General features: G+C 56.0%; 14 protein-coding genes. 3 read left to right on the forward strand and 11 right to left on the reverse strand.

What is annotated here, in order from left to right; genetic code table 11:
- Window positions 1-74: 74 nt before the first annotated feature.
- From HZS52_RS20860 to nrdR, 7 genes are all read right to left on the reverse strand, one after another.
- Window positions 75-548 (reverse strand): phosphatidylglycerophosphatase A family protein, encoded by a 474-nt coding sequence (locus HZS52_RS20860; protein WP_190373572.1) that lies wholly within the window; start codon window positions 546-548, stop codon window positions 75-77.
- On the reverse strand, window positions 545-1,546 hold the full coding sequence (gene thiL, locus HZS52_RS20865; RefSeq protein ID WP_190373573.1) for a thiamine-phosphate kinase: 1,002 nt from the start codon (window positions 1,544-1,546) through the stop codon (window positions 545-547). The genes HZS52_RS20860 and thiL overlap by 4 nt, the downstream gene beginning before the upstream one ends.
- A 36-nt stretch (window positions 1,547-1,582) precedes the next feature.
- Window positions 1,583-2,077 carry a transcription antitermination factor NusB gene (gene nusB / locus HZS52_RS20870; RefSeq protein WP_007114491.1) on the reverse strand — a complete coding sequence of 165 codons (495 nt, stop codon included), beginning with the start codon at window positions 2,075-2,077 and terminating at the stop codon, window positions 1,583-1,585.
- Window positions 2,074-2,562 carry a 6,7-dimethyl-8-ribityllumazine synthase gene (ribH, locus tag HZS52_RS20875; RefSeq protein WP_007114490.1) on the reverse strand — a complete coding sequence of 163 codons (489 nt, stop codon included), beginning with the start codon at window positions 2,560-2,562 and terminating at the stop codon, window positions 2,074-2,076. Before ribH ends, nusB begins: the two co-directional genes overlap by 4 nt.
- 18 nt (window positions 2,563-2,580) lie before the next feature.
- Window positions 2,581-3,747 carry a bifunctional 3,4-dihydroxy-2-butanone-4-phosphate synthase/GTP cyclohydrolase II gene (gene ribBA, locus HZS52_RS20880; RefSeq protein ID WP_190373574.1) on the reverse strand — a complete coding sequence of 389 codons (1,167 nt, stop codon included), beginning with the start codon at window positions 3,745-3,747 and terminating at the stop codon, window positions 2,581-2,583.
- Window positions 3,748-3,834: 87 nt separating this feature from the next.
- Window positions 3,835-5,010: a bifunctional diaminohydroxyphosphoribosylaminopyrimidine deaminase/5-amino-6-(5-phosphoribosylamino)uracil reductase RibD gene (gene ribD, locus HZS52_RS20885; protein ID WP_022519726.1), complete on the reverse strand. Its 1,176-nt coding sequence runs from the start codon at window positions 5,008-5,010 to the stop codon at window positions 3,835-3,837.
- Window positions 5,007-5,498, reverse strand: a complete 492-nt coding sequence (gene nrdR, locus HZS52_RS20890; RefSeq protein ID WP_022519727.1) for a transcriptional regulator NrdR — start codon at window positions 5,496-5,498, stop codon at window positions 5,007-5,009. The genes ribD and nrdR overlap by 4 nt, the downstream gene beginning before the upstream one ends.
- Before the next feature lie 211 nt (window positions 5,499-5,709).
- Between nrdR and HZS52_RS20895 the strand changes: the two genes are divergently transcribed.
- The 3 genes from HZS52_RS20895 (at window position 5,710) to HZS52_RS20905 (ending at window position 9,749) form a co-directional block, all read left to right on the forward strand.
- Window positions 5,710-7,476 (forward strand): sugar phosphorylase, encoded by a 1,767-nt coding sequence (locus HZS52_RS20895; protein ID WP_190373575.1) that lies wholly within the window; start codon window positions 5,710-5,712, stop codon window positions 7,474-7,476.
- A gap of 219 nt (window positions 7,477-7,695) precedes the next feature.
- Window positions 7,696-8,478, forward strand: a complete 783-nt coding sequence (gene dsbG, locus HZS52_RS20900) for a thiol:disulfide interchange protein DsbG (protein ID WP_190373576.1) — start codon at window positions 7,696-7,698, stop codon at window positions 8,476-8,478.
- Window positions 8,479-9,455: 977 nt separating this feature from the next.
- Window positions 9,456-9,749, forward strand: a complete 294-nt coding sequence (locus tag HZS52_RS20905) for a GIY-YIG nuclease family protein (RefSeq protein ID WP_022519796.1) — start codon at window positions 9,456-9,458, stop codon at window positions 9,747-9,749.
- 576 nt (window positions 9,750-10,325) lie between these two features.
- Here the strand turns inward: HZS52_RS20905 and HZS52_RS20910 are convergent.
- The 4 genes from HZS52_RS20910 to HZS52_RS20925 are packed head-to-tail and all read right to left on the reverse strand — an operon-like array spanning window position 10,326 to window position 14,049.
- On the reverse strand, window positions 10,326-11,342 hold the full coding sequence (locus tag HZS52_RS20910) for a c-type cytochrome (protein ID WP_190373577.1): 1,017 nt from the start codon (window positions 11,340-11,342) through the stop codon (window positions 10,326-10,328).
- Window positions 11,339-12,004: a c-type cytochrome gene (locus tag HZS52_RS20915; protein ID WP_190373578.1), complete on the reverse strand. Its 666-nt coding sequence runs from the start codon at window positions 12,002-12,004 to the stop codon at window positions 11,339-11,341. Before HZS52_RS20915 ends, HZS52_RS20910 begins: the two co-directional genes overlap by 4 nt.
- Window positions 12,005-12,031: 27 nt before the next feature.
- On the reverse strand, window positions 12,032-13,351 hold the full coding sequence (locus tag HZS52_RS20920; protein WP_190373579.1) for an ATP-binding protein: 1,320 nt from the start codon (window positions 13,349-13,351) through the stop codon (window positions 12,032-12,034).
- Window positions 13,348-14,049 carry a response regulator gene (locus tag HZS52_RS20925; RefSeq protein ID WP_190373580.1) on the reverse strand — a complete coding sequence of 234 codons (702 nt, stop codon included), beginning with the start codon at window positions 14,047-14,049 and terminating at the stop codon, window positions 13,348-13,350. Before HZS52_RS20925 ends, HZS52_RS20920 begins: the two co-directional genes overlap by 4 nt.
- Between the last annotated feature and the right edge of the window lie 28 nt (window positions 14,050-14,077).

Here is a 14,077-nt window from a genome sequence, read left to right on the forward strand (position 1 = left end):
AAAAAGTTATCAACCGCTCCTGATCTCTACTTACCACTTACCACTTACCACTTACCACTTACCACTTACCAAGTTTAGTGTAGCCAGAACCACAGGTGCATAGTACTCCAGGCGTAGGCCCCTGCCATCACGTCATCGATCATAATACCAAAGCCGCCCGCCACGCGGCGGTCAGCCCAGCGAATCGGCCAGGGCTTAAAGACATCGAAGATGCGAAATACCACAAATCCCCATAGCGCAGCCTCCCACGAAAAAGGCACCGCCGCCATGGTTAGCCAGTAACCCACAAACTCGTCCCACACGATACCCGAGTGATCGTGTACCCCTAAATCGTGGGACGTTTTATCACATAGCCAAACGCCGACAATAAAGGCAACAAAACAAATACTCAGGTACCACCCCAGGGGCAGTTCCGCCATCATCCAGTAGAACGGAATGGCCGCTAGCGTGCCAAAGGTGCCCGGCGCCCAAGGCACAGTACCGCTACCTAAGCCGAAGGCAAAAAAATGTGTTGGGCGACGCCAGACACTTTTCGGTGCATGATTCATGGCGCTTCCCCACTAAAATGCTGCCAGCCGGCATAGCCGCTGACATAACGACTCAGTTCACTCTGGCCAGAGGCAGTAACGCCTAACGCTTCACTGCAGTGGCCGATGACGGTCAGCGAGAGACCCAATGGCGCTAAACGTTGTTGCGCCTCTGCGACGTCGTCAGCGCCGAGGGTAACAAGCAGTTCGTAATCATCCCCGCCGGAAAGTGCCGCCTTTAGTGCAGCTTCCCGACCTAGGGAGCTTTCCAGTTCGGCCGCCAGTGGTAAGGCGTCTAGCGCGATGACGGCTCCGACCTGCGAAGCGTCGCGAATATGCGCCAAGTCGGCCAGTAGCCCATCGGAGATATCCAGTGCAGCGGTGGCTAAGTCGCGCAACGCCAGGCCCGCCGCTAAGCGCGGTTGTGGCAATAGGTAGCGACTTAACAATGGATGCGCCAGATCGCGCTCGCCCTGCTGCCAAAGCGCCAGCCCGCCTGCCCCACCACCTAGTGCACCGGTGACAGCGATCAGATCTCCCGCCTGGGCACCGCTACGGGTCAAGGCTTCGCCCACCGGGAGTTCCCCCATCACAGTAACGCCTATGGAAAGCGCACCGGAAGTGACATCGCCCCCCACCAGCGTGGTGGCGTGCTGCTGACAAAGCGTATGAAAGCCTCGCGCATAGTCTGTAAGCCAAGCATGGGTGGCTTCATCATTGGTAAACTGGCGCTGATCAAGGGTTAACGCCATCAAACACCAACGCGAAGTCGCCCCCATGGCGGCCAGATCGCTCAGCGCAACGGCCAAGGCACGGTGACCCACCGCAAATGCTGATGCTTCGCGGGGAAAGTGTACATCCACCACCGAGGTATCAACGCTCACGACCAACTGTTGGCCTGCTTGCGGCAACAGCAGCGTGGCGTCGTCTCCACATCCCAGTGTGACGCCATTTGACGCAGCCGACGCCTCCTGCGACGACATAAAGTAGCGTCGAATCAAATCAAATTCGGCAAGCACAAAGGCCCCTTAAACGCATTGTCATACCGCTCGCGTTCAGAGACGACGAGCGCTGACCTCGGCACTGCGCAAGCGAATAGCCAGCTTGTCGAGAATGCCGTTCACGTATTTATGGCCATCGGTGGCGCCAAATGACTTAGCCAGCTCAACGCCTTCGTTAATGACGACACGATAAGGTACTTCCATGCGGCGGGAAAGCTCGTAAGCGCCCAACCGTAGGATGGCCAACTCTACCGCATCGAGATCTTCTAAGCGGCGGTCTAGCAGGGGAGAGATTTCACGATCCAGTTCCGCTTTAAACCGCACGGTATTATGGAGTAACTCGTGAAACAGTGCCTTGTCGGCGATCTCCATCACCTTGACCCAATTTTCGTGATCTTCCAGGTCATCGTCGGCGACCTGGCTACGAAACTCGGCTTCAATGGTAGTAATGGATTTACCCGTCATGTGCCATTGATAAAGCCCCTGCACCGTTAATTCCCGCGCCGCGTGGCGGCCCTGCTGAGCGGCAGAGGGTTTACGCTCGCTCATTGGGTATCTCCTGACGGTAGCGCACGGAGCAGAGAGACCATTTCCATCGCGGCCATGGCAGCTTCGGTGCCTTTGTTACCGGCCTTGGTGCCTGCACGCTCAATCGCTTGCTCAATGGTTTCAACGGTTAACACACCATTAGCCACCGGGGTATCAAACTCAAGCTGTAAGTGATTAATCGCCGTATTACAGCCGCCCGCCACGTATTCAAAATGCGGTGTGCCACCGCGAATGACCGCGCCCAGGGCAATCACTGCGTCGGGTTTCATTACCTTCAACACGCGCTTCACCGCCAGCGGGAGTTCCCAGGCGCCCGGCACGTGAACAATGTGGATATGCTCGGCGTCGACACCGTGACGGGTCAAGCTGTCGACGGCGCCTTCCACCAGGCTATCGACCACGTGATGGTTAAAACGGCCGACCACGATGACATAGCGGCCATCGACATCAACAAACGTACCTTCAACTTGAGTGAGGGAGTGCATCAATTTATTCCTGCTGAATTAGTTCTGCTGAGAAGTTGGTTCATACGCCGTGTCATTAGGGCCCAGACGCTCTACGACTTCGAGGTCAAAGCCGGACAGCGCCGAAAACTTCCACGGTGAACTAAGTAATCGCATTTTACCCACGCCTAAATAGCGCAGAATCTGAGAACCGGTGCCGATGGTCAAGTAGTTACCGGCACCGTCGGAGTCGCTGGTACGCGGCTGGCGCACGCGATCCAAAAAGATATCCAGCTGGTCTTTCAAATCCTGGTGCGGGCGGCCGTCGTCAATCAACACAAACACACCTGGCGCGGCTCCGGCAATCTCTTCCAGCGCACGATGGGCATCCCAGCGGCACTGTTCGTCTTTCATCAAGCCCATTACATCGCGCAGCGTATCAGTCAGATGCACGCGCACCGTGGTGGCCTGTTCCTGCGTGGGCTGACCGTTCACCAACGCCAAATGGTGAGCGCCCTGGATACGATCACGGAACACGTGCAGCTCAAGCTCGCCATGGGAGGTCATGACCGTTGACGCTTCCAGATGATCGATGGTCTGTTCGTTAACGATACGGTAGTGAATCAGATCCGCGATGGTACCGATCTTAATACCGTGCTCCTGGGCGAAGGCTTCAAGCTCGGGGCGGCGCGCCATGCTGCCATCATCATTCATAATCTCGCAGATTACACCGCTAGGGTCACAGCCCGCCAGTGCCGCCAAATCACACGAAGCTTCCGTATGCCCGGCACGGCGCAGCACGCCGCCCGGCTCGGCCATCAGCGGAAAGATATGGCCTGGCTGAACGATATCAGAGGGCTTTGCATTGGGTGCCACCGCGGCTTGCACGGTACGCGCACGATCTGCAGCTGAAATACCCGTCGTGACGCCTTCGGTTGCCTCAATGGAGAGAGTAAACTTGGTGCCAAAACCGGAACCGTTATCACGCACCATTAGCGGCAGATTAAGCTGCTCACAGCGGGCGCGAGTCATCGGCATGCAGATCAAGCCGCGGGCGAAACGGGCCATAAAGTTGATATGCTCGGCCTGCACTTTTTCGGCGGCCATGATGATATCACCTTCATTTTCGCGATCCTCATCGTCCATGAGAATCACCATTTTGCCCTGGCGGATATCGTCCACCAGCTCGGCGATAGGGGCTAAGCCTCTAGAGGAGGGGTGCGCCATGGAATCTCCAATAAGTGTTGTCACGATAGCTTGTCAGGATAGGTTATCGAGAAAGAGTGTCGCGAGAGTGAGTCACGATTTTGCGCGTCAGGGTACCTTGCTCTCGCAAAATTCGCCAGATGCGCTAGTCGCTAGAGGGGATGCAATAATGCGCCAATCGCGCCCTACTGCTCGCATATCGTGAATGGTTAACCGCCGCTGATCGGCCATACGTGAGAGCCCTGGCAACGCAAAAAGGGGCCGCGCTTCGCCGCCTAACAGTGTGGGGGCAACAAACAGCTGTAGCTCATCGACCAACGCCGCATCGAGCATAGCGCCCGCCAATGTCGCTCCGGTTTCCACCAGCAGTTCATTAACCTGTTCATTTTCGGCTAACCACTGCAGCATTGCCACTAAATCGATACGGCCATCGCTACCGGCGGGCAACACCTGTACTTCAGCGCCCGCCTGAGTTAACCGTTCCCGCTTCTCTTCCAAGTGGTCTGATGTGGTGATCACTAGCGTACGCCCAGGCTCGCTTAAACAGGCTGCCGCCAGAGGTAGGCGCAAGTGGGTATCTAAAATCACCCGCAGGGGCTGGCGGTGAACCACTTGGTCTGCGTTGTTCAGCTGTAACTGCTCTGCTCGTAACGTCAGCCGAGAGTCGTCCATAATGAGCGACTCAACGCCGCTTAATATCGCGCTGGAGCGTGCCCGTAGCCGCTGCACCTGGGTGCGTGCTTCAGGCCCGGTGATCCACTGAGACTCCCCCGACCCCATGGCGGTACGACCATCTAGACTCATCGCCATTTTCAGGCGCACAAAGGGACGCTGCTGGGTCATGCGAGCAATAAAGCCGGGATTCAGAGCGCGCGCGTCACTCTCTAATAACCCCACCGCCACCTCAACACCCGCCTCTTCAAGCAGACGAATACCGCGGCCACTCACCTGCGGGTTCGGATCCACCATGGCAACCACTACCCGCGACACCTTCGCTTCCTGGAGCGCCACCGCGCAGGGGCCAGTGCGGCCGGTGTGGGAACAAGGCTCCAGGGTGACGTACGCGGTCGCGCCCAGGGCTTGCTCACCAGCATCATTCAACGCGTGAATTTCGGCGTGGGGTTCACCGGCACACAGGTGAAAGCCTTCACCGACAATCTGCTCGTCACGCACAATCACACAGCCGACCCGCGGGTTGGGATCCGTGGTGTATAAGCCTTTTTGCGCCAGTTGCAGCGCCCGAGCCATATAGCGGTGGTCGGCTTGGCTAAAGACAGCACTCATTTTGACGACTCGCTGCCATGGCCCAGTCGGGAAGAGGGCTCTTGGGACAGCCGGTCAATCTCAGCGCGAAATTCATCCAGATCCTGGAACTTGCGATATACCGAAGCAAAGCGGATATAGGCTACGTGATCGAGGGTTTTAAGCGCTTGCATGACCGACTCGCCAATATCACGGGCGTTGATTTCGCGATCGCCCCGGGCACGTAAGGTTTGGCGGATGCGCTCTACCGCCGCTTCAATGGCTTCTGCACTGACCGGACGCTTTTCCAGCGCACGCAACATACCTGCCCGCAGTTTGGCTTCATTAAAGCTCTCGCGGGAGCCGTCGGACTTCACCACCCGCGGCATTACCAATTCTGCGGTTTCGTAGGTGGTAAAGCGCTCTTGGCAGCTCGCACACTGGCGTCGACGGCGTACCTGATCACCATCCGCTACCAGGCGCGAATCAGTCACTCGAGTATCGTTTGCACCACAAAAAGGGCAATGCATGGCGGTCAACCTGTTGTCAGCTCGTGTCGGCGTACCGCACGAGTTAGCGTGTTATAACCTGTCAATGTGTGTGCTATTAATAGCGTTTTAGCAGTAGTAACTGCCACAAGCTAATGTATCTTAGCGTTTAAACGCGGTATCAACCTCGTATTGTAACGATTTGGCACACAAGCTGCAGCGTTTGTGGCAGATTGTTTATCAGGAGCTACCCATGCCCCCCTTTGAGCAGACCGTTAACGACTACCTCAGCCACCTTTATGGCCCCAGGGCGGGGGAAGTGCAGCGCCGTTTAAACCAGCGTCTAGCGCATTTTCAGTCGCTTGCCCCATTTTCATCCAGCTCCGGTAGAACCAGCACTAAAAATGCACCCTCTTGGAGCGAAAAAGATCAGTGGGTGATCAGCTACGGTGACTCGATTATTGAAGATGGTGTGCCGCCGTTGGCAGTGCTTAGCGATTTTCTTCAAGCGCGGTTGGGCGATCGCATCAGCGGTGTACATGTACTGCCCTTCTTTCCCTGGAGCAGCGACGACGGCTTTTCGGTGATCCACTACCGGGAAGTGAACCCCGATCTTGGTGATTGGTCGCACATCCGCGAACTCGCCAGCCATTACGACTTAATGGCCGACCTGGTGCTCAATCACGTCTCACGGGAGTCTCTCTGGTTTGTGGATTACCTGAGCGGCAGCCTGCCCGGCCGCGACTACTTTATCGAAGTCGATCCAGAGACCGATGTCTCCCAGGTGGTGCGCCCACGCAGCAGCCCGCTGCTGGTGCCCATTTCCACCCGGCGTGGCACCCGCTACCTGTGGGCGACGTTCTCCGAAGACCAGCTTGACCTGAACTTTGAAAATCCGGATGTGCTGCTGGAGTTCGTGGGTATTTTGCTGTTCTACCTGGAGCAAGGAACGCGGATTGTACGTTTGGATGCGGTGGCCTTTCTGTGGAAGCGGCTGGGTACTGCCTGCATTCACCTGCCGGAAACCCACACTGTGGTGCGGCTGCTACGAGCGATTGTGGATCACGTGGCCCCAGGTACCCTGTTAATCACCGAAACCAATGTGCCCCACCAGGAAAATATCAGTTATTTTGGCTTGGATCGGTTGCCAGCGGGGGACCCCGACGAAGCCCATATGGTGTATCAGTTTGCCCTCCCCCCGCTGCTATTGCACACCCTCACCCGGGGCGAAGCGAGCACCTTACAAACCTGGCTTGCCAGCCTTCCGGTACTGCCCGACCAATGCACCTACCTCAACTTTACGGCCAGCCACGACGGCATTGGCGTTCGCCCCTTGGAAGGTTTATTGCCCGATCACGAGCGGGATGCGCTGCTGGAGCTGATGCACCGTTTCGGAGGCTTTGTCAGCATGCGTAGCAACCCCGATGGAAGCGATACGCCCTATGAGATCAATATCACCTGGTTTGAAGCCATGCGCGGCACCCGCCGCGGCCCCGACCCGTGGCAGGTAGCGCGTTTTCTATGCAGCCAAGCAATTATGCTGAGTTTGCAAGGTATCCCCGCGCTGTATATTCACACCCTAACTGGCACACTCAATGACGTGGAAGGCGTTGAGCGCAGTGGGCGGCTACGTTCGATCAACCGCCGGCGCTGGCAGCGTAGCGAGCTAGACCTGCTGTTAGATAGCCCTTCAACGCCCACCCACGATGTTTTTCACGCCTTAAACCGGCTATTAGACCAGCGCCGTCAAGAGCCCTGCTTTCACCCCAATGCCGCCCAGCGGGTGTTAGTCTCGGCACCGGAACTGCTGGCGGTAGAGCGCGGCCCACTGCACGATGGCCGCCGATTACTGGCGCTGTACAACGTCACCGATCTGCCGCTTCCCTTAGAAAACGTGGGCGAGGCAGTTACCCAGGCACTTGAAAAACACGCCTGGCAAGCGCTGGATCCTGGCAACCCATGGATTCCCGAAGGCACGCTACCGCCATACGCGGTACGCTGGCTGGTAGCTGATCGTTAACACCATTTCGTTAATACCATTGAGAAATCTAAAGTTTCAAAAATCGTAAGTTTCAAAAACCGTAAGTTGCGACATATTGCCCCAGTTATAAAGCGCATAATCCCTAAATAATGTTGTGCTGCGATAATCGCAACACGGCATTATTTTAGGGATTACCAGCACTAAGGCGGCGGTTATTAAATCTCTAGCCTCTCACTCTTATTCAAACAAGGCGCTGCAATGCACTTAAAACGTCACGCTGGCATAAGTGGTTTTCTCCTGCTGGCAGGATTGGTCGGCACCTCTGCGAGCTATGCCGATGAGCTCCCCGCCCCTATTCAGGCACTTGCCGACCAAGGCTTGGAAATTCATGGTCAATTCGATGCCCCCGGAGGGTTGCGCGGCTACGGCGCCAGCGTGCAGGGCCAGGACATGGCGATTTACCTGACGCCGGATGGCGAGCACGCTGTGGTGGGTACGCTAATGGATAATGAGGGGAATGACCTTACCGAAGCGCAACTGGATGAGCATGTACGTGCACCGCTAGAGGCACAAACATGGCAGCTATTAAGCGAAAGCCACTGGGTACAGGACGGCAATATGGATGCCCCCCGGGTGATTTACACCTTCACGGATGCCAACTGCCCCTACTGCCGTCAAATGTGGCAAGACGTTCGCCCCTGGGTGGAAGCAGGTGAGGTGCAGCTACGCCATATCATGGTAGGTATCTTAGCACCCGACAGCCCTGGAAAAGCAGCCGCTATTCTCGGCGCCGACGATCCAGCGGCGACACTGCATGCCCATGAAAGCGGCCAGCAGGAAATCGAAGCTAGTGCCCAACCGAGAGAAATTGAAGAGCAGGTGTACGCCAATAACCAGTTGTTCGAAGAGCTGGGCCTATATGCAACCCCCACTTCCGTTTTTCAGCGTGAAACAGAGAACAGGGCCGTGCGTCTTGACCGTATTCAGGGTATGCCCAGTGATGAGCGGCTGATCGAGATGATGGGCAGTGAAACACCTTGATGAACTTAGCCTGCTACCGCTAGCTGAGATTGCCGCGTCGCTGCGCTCCTCGCAATGACGTAGGTGATGTCATTGAAATCCTTCACCTGCCATTGCGAACGTAGTGCAGCAATCTCGGGGTTAATCTGCCACTGCCAAAGATTGCCGCGTCGCTACGCTCCTCGCAATGACGTAGGTGATGTCATTGAAATCCTTCACCTGTCATTGCGAACGTAGTGCGGCAATCTCGGGGTTAATCTGCCACCGCCGCCAAAGACTGCCGCGTCGCTGCGCTCCTCGCAATGACGTAGGTGATGTCATTGAAATCCGCTACCTGTCATTGCGAACGTAGTGCAGCAATCTCGGGGTTAATCTGCCACCGCCAAAGATTGCCGCGTCGCTGCGCTCCTCGCAATGACGTAGGTGATGTCATTGAAATCCGCTACCTGTCATTGCGAACGTAGTGAAGCAATCTCGGGGTTAATCTGCCACCGCCAAAGATTGCCGCGTCGCTGCGCTCCTCGCAATGACGTAGGTGATGTCATTGAAACCCGCTACCTGTCATTGCGAACGTAGTGAAGCAATCTCGGGGTTAATCTGCCACCGCCGCCAAAGATTGCCGCGTCGCTGCGCTCCTCGCAATGACGTAGGTGATGTCATTGAAATCCGCTACCTGTCATTGCGAACGTAGTGAAGCAATCTCGGGGTTAATCTGCCACCGCCAAAGATTGCCGCGTCGCTGCGCTCCTCGCAATGACATGAATAGGGCTACTCGCAATAGCATCTAATTTGTTATTGCGAGCAACCCGACATTGTGAGCCCGCCCCCTGTCATTGCGAGCGCAAGCGAAGCAATCTCTAGGTTAATCTACCACTGCAAGCTAAGGTCGTTTCACTTTTCATAGTCAAAATAAGGATACTGACTGCAATGATGCGCCCCTACCATTGCTAATAAAATGAAGTTAGATTAATAAAAATCCATCACCGAAAGGTCGGTTCATGTCGACAACAAACAATCTTTATTATGTTTATATGCTGACTAACCGCACTCACCGCGTTCTTTACATAGGAGTTACAAACAACTTGGAGCGCAGGCTTTATGAACACCGCCAAGGTTTAATGCCAGGATTCACCAAAAAGTACCGTTGCCACAAACTTGTATGGCTAGAGGAGTCAAATAGTATAGAAGATGCCATCAGGCGCGAAAAACAGCTTAAAGCGGGTTCACGTCAACGTAAAAATGCTCTAATTGACTCCCTTAATCCTGATTGGGTTGAGCTTGCCCCATACTAATATCATTCTGAGTGCCACACCCCTTATTATCGTGAGCCTCTCTTTCATTGTGGGCCCTCCCTGTCATTGAAATCCGCTACCTGTCATTGCGAACGTAGTGAAGCAATCTCGAGGTTAATCTGCCACCGCCGCCAAAGATTGCCGCGTCGCTGCGCTCCTCGCAATGACGTAGGTGATGTCATTGAAATCCGCTACCTGTCATTGCGAACGTAGTGAAGCAATCTCGAGGTTAATCTGCCACCGCCGCCAAAGATTGCCGCGTCGCTGCGCTCCTCGCAATGACGTAGGTGATGTCATTGAAATCTGCTACCTGTCATTGCGAACGTAGTGCAGCAATCTCGGGGTTAATCTGCCACCGCCGCCAAAGATTGCCGCGTCGCTGCGCTCCTCGCAATGACGTAGGTGATGTCATTGAAATCCTTCATCTGTCATTGCGAACGTAGTGAAGCAATCTCGGGGTTAATCTGCCACCGCCGCCAAAGATTGCTTCGTCGCAAGTTCCTCGCAATGACATAAAGAGGACTCCTCTCAATGACAAAAAATGAAAGTTCCTCATAATCACATTTCGTGACGGTATTACTCCTCGGAAAGGTTTTCAAACCGTGGCATCCCGACGTTCCAGGGTTTAAGGTCGCCCTTCTCCCCGAAGTTGTCGTGGTCACCGAGCACATGGCCATCGTGTTCACGGGTTTGCCCATACAGTGAACGGTTATGAAAGGTCGGGCCGAAGCGCTCGGCTGTCTCGGCGACATCGCCCGTGTAGCGGGGGTCCTGGGGGCGCTCTTGGCTGTTTATATAGTAAGCAATATCCCAGGCGTCTTGATCGCTGAGCGACCGCGGCTGACCAAGCGGCATATTTTGGTAAATGAAGCCCGCCATGGTTTCTACTCGCGCGATTCCCGCACCCCAATTATTAGAGCCGTCGCCCCAAGGGGCTGGAAATACGTATTCGCCGTTTTCATAGTGGCCCGATCCATCCTTTTGGTGGCAAATCGAACAGTTTTCCTGGTAAGCCGCTTCGCCCCTAGCATAGTCGGGCTCTTCAGCTGGCTCATCCGGCGCGGGGAAGCCACGCCCATAGATCGGTTTGTCTGGATACATCGGCGCACCGGTGGCCAGCCATTGATGGTAGGCGCTCAGCGCCAGCATTTCATCGCTGCCATACTCCAGTGGCACGCCATTCATGGAATAAGCAAAGCAACCTGCGATACGTTCTTCCAGGTTATTCACATGCTGATTCTTACCACGAAAATCCGGCAGCGTGATAGCCGCGGCCCACACTGGCGCACTGAACGGCACTCGCCCTTCGCCCAAATGACAGCTAGAGCAGTTCATATCATTGAACACGTTCTCACCACGCAACTGCTGCGTATTGATGAATAGATCATGCCCATAGCGGATGACTTTCTTCAGCTCCGGATGAAGTTCGGAATTCTCAAGGTCTTCCATGGTGGGGGGCTCGTGTACCAGCATATTCAGCGCAGCGTCTGGACGCTCTTCTGGCTGGGCAAAAACCGTGGCTGTATAAACGGTACCGAACGCCAGCGAGCAGCCGGTCAGGGTTATGACGAGGGAGCGACGACAGATGGTCATTGTGCTGTCTCCTGTTCTTCTGAACCGGGTTGCGTGGCATACCAGGCAGACACCGCCTGAATGTCGTTATCGCTCATGCGTTTGGCAATGGCCCCCATGAGATTCTGTGGGTCGTTGATGCGTGTCTCGTTTTTCCACGCCCTCAACTGAGCGCTGATATAGCCAGCATGCTGGCTGGCGACACCTGGGAAGGTGCTGCCAACGCCCGTACCACCGGGCCCGTGGCAGCTTTGGCAGGAAACAATGTAGGCGTTCCAATCGCCGCGTTCGGCAAGCTGTTGACCCCGCGCCAGCAGCGCTTCGTCGGCCTCATCGCCGCCTTGCCCCGGCGTTACCGGCATTTGGCTATAGTATTCGGCAACATCGGCTATTTGCTGATCGTCGAGCATATTGGCAAACGTCATCATGGTCGCATTTTGACGCTGCCCGGCTTTAAAGTCGTGCAACTGCTTAGCGATATAGTCCGCATTCAGCCCCGCTAAGCGCGGCCATGACTCACCATTGGGCACATTCATACCGCTGCCATCGGCCTGATGACAGGCTGTGCAGGTAGCCGCTGCAGCCTGGCCTCGCTCCGCGTCACCCTGCTGCGCCAGCGCGCCTCCAGAGACTAAGCTAACCCCTATCAGCAGGCCAAACCTGCTTAAGTATTTTTTATTCATCTCGGTTTCTCCCTTGCGTTATCGTTGTTAGCTACCCGCCACTGGCACCACCAGACGGGCGGTAAAACCACCTTCAGCAGGGCTGACAAACGTCACTTCGCCACCAAAACGTTCGGCGATAGCAGCCACAATGGCTAACCCCAGTCCACTGCCTTGCTGTTTACTGGCACGCCAGAATCGTTGCGTTAATTGTTCAATCGTCGCGCCATCAACACCTGGGCCTTGGTCGCTAACGCTAAAGGTAAGATGGCGCTCCCCTGGCTCCCACTGTGCATCAAAGTTAACGAGGGCATCGGCGGGCCCATGGTTAATAGCGTTATCGAGCAAATTACGCAGCGCGGTGATAGCCAATTCGCGGGGCATCGCAAGGGCGACATCGGGCCAATGGGGCGACACTACAAAGCGGGCTGATTTGTTGTGCTGGCTATCCGCCAGGGCGTGTTCGGCCACATCTGCGACGCGACTAGCCTCACCATCATCAAAGCGCACACGCCCCTCTACGCGAGCCAGCGTGAGCAGTTGGTCAAGGGTTGAGCTCAACCGCACCACTCCCTCTTCGGCATAGTTGAGCGATGTTATTGCGGCCTGACCTTCGACCCGGCGAGCCACTTGCAGGTGGGTTTTGATCGCAGTAAGCGGTGTGCGCAGTTCGTGGGCGGCATCGTTTGTAAAGCGCTGCTCACGGATAATGGTTTGCTGTACACGCTCAAGAAGCGTATTTAAGGTTTCAATCAGCGGACGAATCTCTTTAGGCAGGCCATAGGTAGCGACAGGGGCCAGTGCATCGGGGTGGCGATTGGCCAGCGATTCGCGCAGCCGTGTTAGCGGTGCTAAGCCACGCCAAACCCCCAGCCAAAGCGCAAACATGCTGCCTACCAGCGCTACGATAAAGGGCACCACGGTCATGCGTATAATGCCGCCGAGCAGCATATCGCGCTCATCCATACGATCAGCGGTGGTAATCACGATGCCACCGCGCTCGTAGGTAAATACCCGCCAAGTCACGTCGCCTGCCTGGCGATAAGTGTGGCCGCCCTCTCCCGGGGCGAGAATAGCGTCCATATCGGCATGGGTGCGCGCCATGATTTCGCCTTGGGGCGAGTGCACTTGGCAGGCCAGACCCTCAATGGGTGGAATAGACAGCACTGGATGCTCGGCATCCTCCCATACGTCAAACGGCAGTTGCAGGACTAACCCGGCCACCATTCTTGCCGACTGCGCTAAGCGCTGATCCAGGGTTTCCACAAACTTCTCTTCCAGGTCGCGCATCAGCCACGCCGCCGCCACACCCCAGAGCAGTGCCAGCGTTAATCCCAGAGTCAGCAGCAAGCGCGCACGTAAACTCATAGCTGCCCCTTATAGGGCGTACCAGCCGCATGTACCGCCTCGGGTTTGCCCAACCGATAGCCAAGCCCGCGCACTGTTTCAATCACGCCGCTCCCCAACTTGCGGCGCAGGTGGTGGATATGCACATTCAGCGCATTGCTCTCAACATCGTCGTTCATACCGTAAAGGCTATCTTTGAGTTGGTCGGCTGACAGGACGCTGCGTGGCGATTGCAGGAAGGTTTCAAGCAGCACCAGCTCCCGGCGAGACAGCATAATCAGCTGTTCATCGACGTAGACCTCCCTAGCCATTGGATCTAAGCAGAGTGCGCCATGGGCAATCAGGCCGCTGCTGCGCCCTGCTACCCGGCGTAACAAGGCGTGCAAACGCGCTACCAACTCATCTAAATCGAAAGGTTTCACCAGATAGTCGTCGGCGCCGCCCTGTAGTCCATCCACTCGGTCACGCACCGCATCCCTTGCGGTTAACACCAGCACGGGAACGTCGTTGCCCTGCTCGCGCCACTCGGCCAGCAATTGAAGACCATCGCCATCGGGCAATCCGCGATCAAGAATGACCACATCACTGGCCACCGTTCGCATCGCCTGACGGGCAGCGATCCCCGTGGAGACGTGATCGACCACAAAGTCGAAGGTCATTAATCCAGCGCGAATACCCGAAGCAACCAGCGGGTCATCTTCAATCAACAAGACGTGCATAGCGGTTTCCTATTTATTACCCATCAGC

Source organism: Vreelandella titanicae (assembly GCF_014697095.1).
Taxonomy (GTDB): domain Bacteria; phylum Pseudomonadota; class Gammaproteobacteria; order Pseudomonadales; family Halomonadaceae; genus Vreelandella; species Vreelandella titanicae.

Coding starts and splice junctions, on each gene's coding strand:
- HZS52_RS20860 (WP_190373572.1), bottom strand. CDS start 548: ATGAATCATGCACCGAAAAGTGTCTGGCGTCGCCCAACACATTTTTTT.
- nusB (WP_007114491.1), bottom strand. CDS start 2,077: ATGAGCGAGCGTAAACCCTCTGCCGCTCAGCAGGGCCGCCACGCGGCG.
- ribH (WP_007114490.1), bottom strand. CDS start 2,562: ATGCACTCCCTCACTCAAGTTGAAGGTACGTTTGTTGATGTCGATGGC.
- ribBA (WP_190373574.1), bottom strand. CDS start 3,747: ATGGCGCACCCCTCCTCTAGAGGCTTAGCCCCTATCGCCGAGCTGGTG.
- ribD (WP_022519726.1), bottom strand. CDS start 5,010: ATGAGTGCTGTCTTTAGCCAAGCCGACCACCGCTATATGGCTCGGGCG.
- nrdR (WP_022519727.1), bottom strand. CDS start 5,498: ATGCATTGCCCTTTTTGTGGTGCAAACGATACTCGAGTGACTGATTCG.
- HZS52_RS20895 (WP_190373575.1), top strand. CDS start 5,710: ATGCCCCCCTTTGAGCAGACCGTTAACGACTACCTCAGCCACCTTTAT.
- dsbG (WP_190373576.1), top strand. CDS start 7,696: ATGCACTTAAAACGTCACGCTGGCATAAGTGGTTTTCTCCTGCTGGCA.
- HZS52_RS20905 (WP_022519796.1), top strand. CDS start 9,456: ATGTCGACAACAAACAATCTTTATTATGTTTATATGCTGACTAACCGC.
- HZS52_RS20910 (WP_190373577.1), bottom strand. CDS start 11,342: ATGACCATCTGTCGTCGCTCCCTCGTCATAACCCTGACCGGCTGCTCG.
- HZS52_RS20915 (WP_190373578.1), bottom strand. CDS start 12,004: ATGAATAAAAAATACTTAAGCAGGTTTGGCCTGCTGATAGGGGTTAGC.
- HZS52_RS20920 (WP_190373579.1), bottom strand. CDS start 13,351: ATGAGTTTACGTGCGCGCTTGCTGCTGACTCTGGGATTAACGCTGGCA.
- HZS52_RS20925 (WP_190373580.1), bottom strand. CDS start 14,049: ATGCACGTCTTGTTGATTGAAGATGACCCGCTGGTTGCTTCGGGTATT.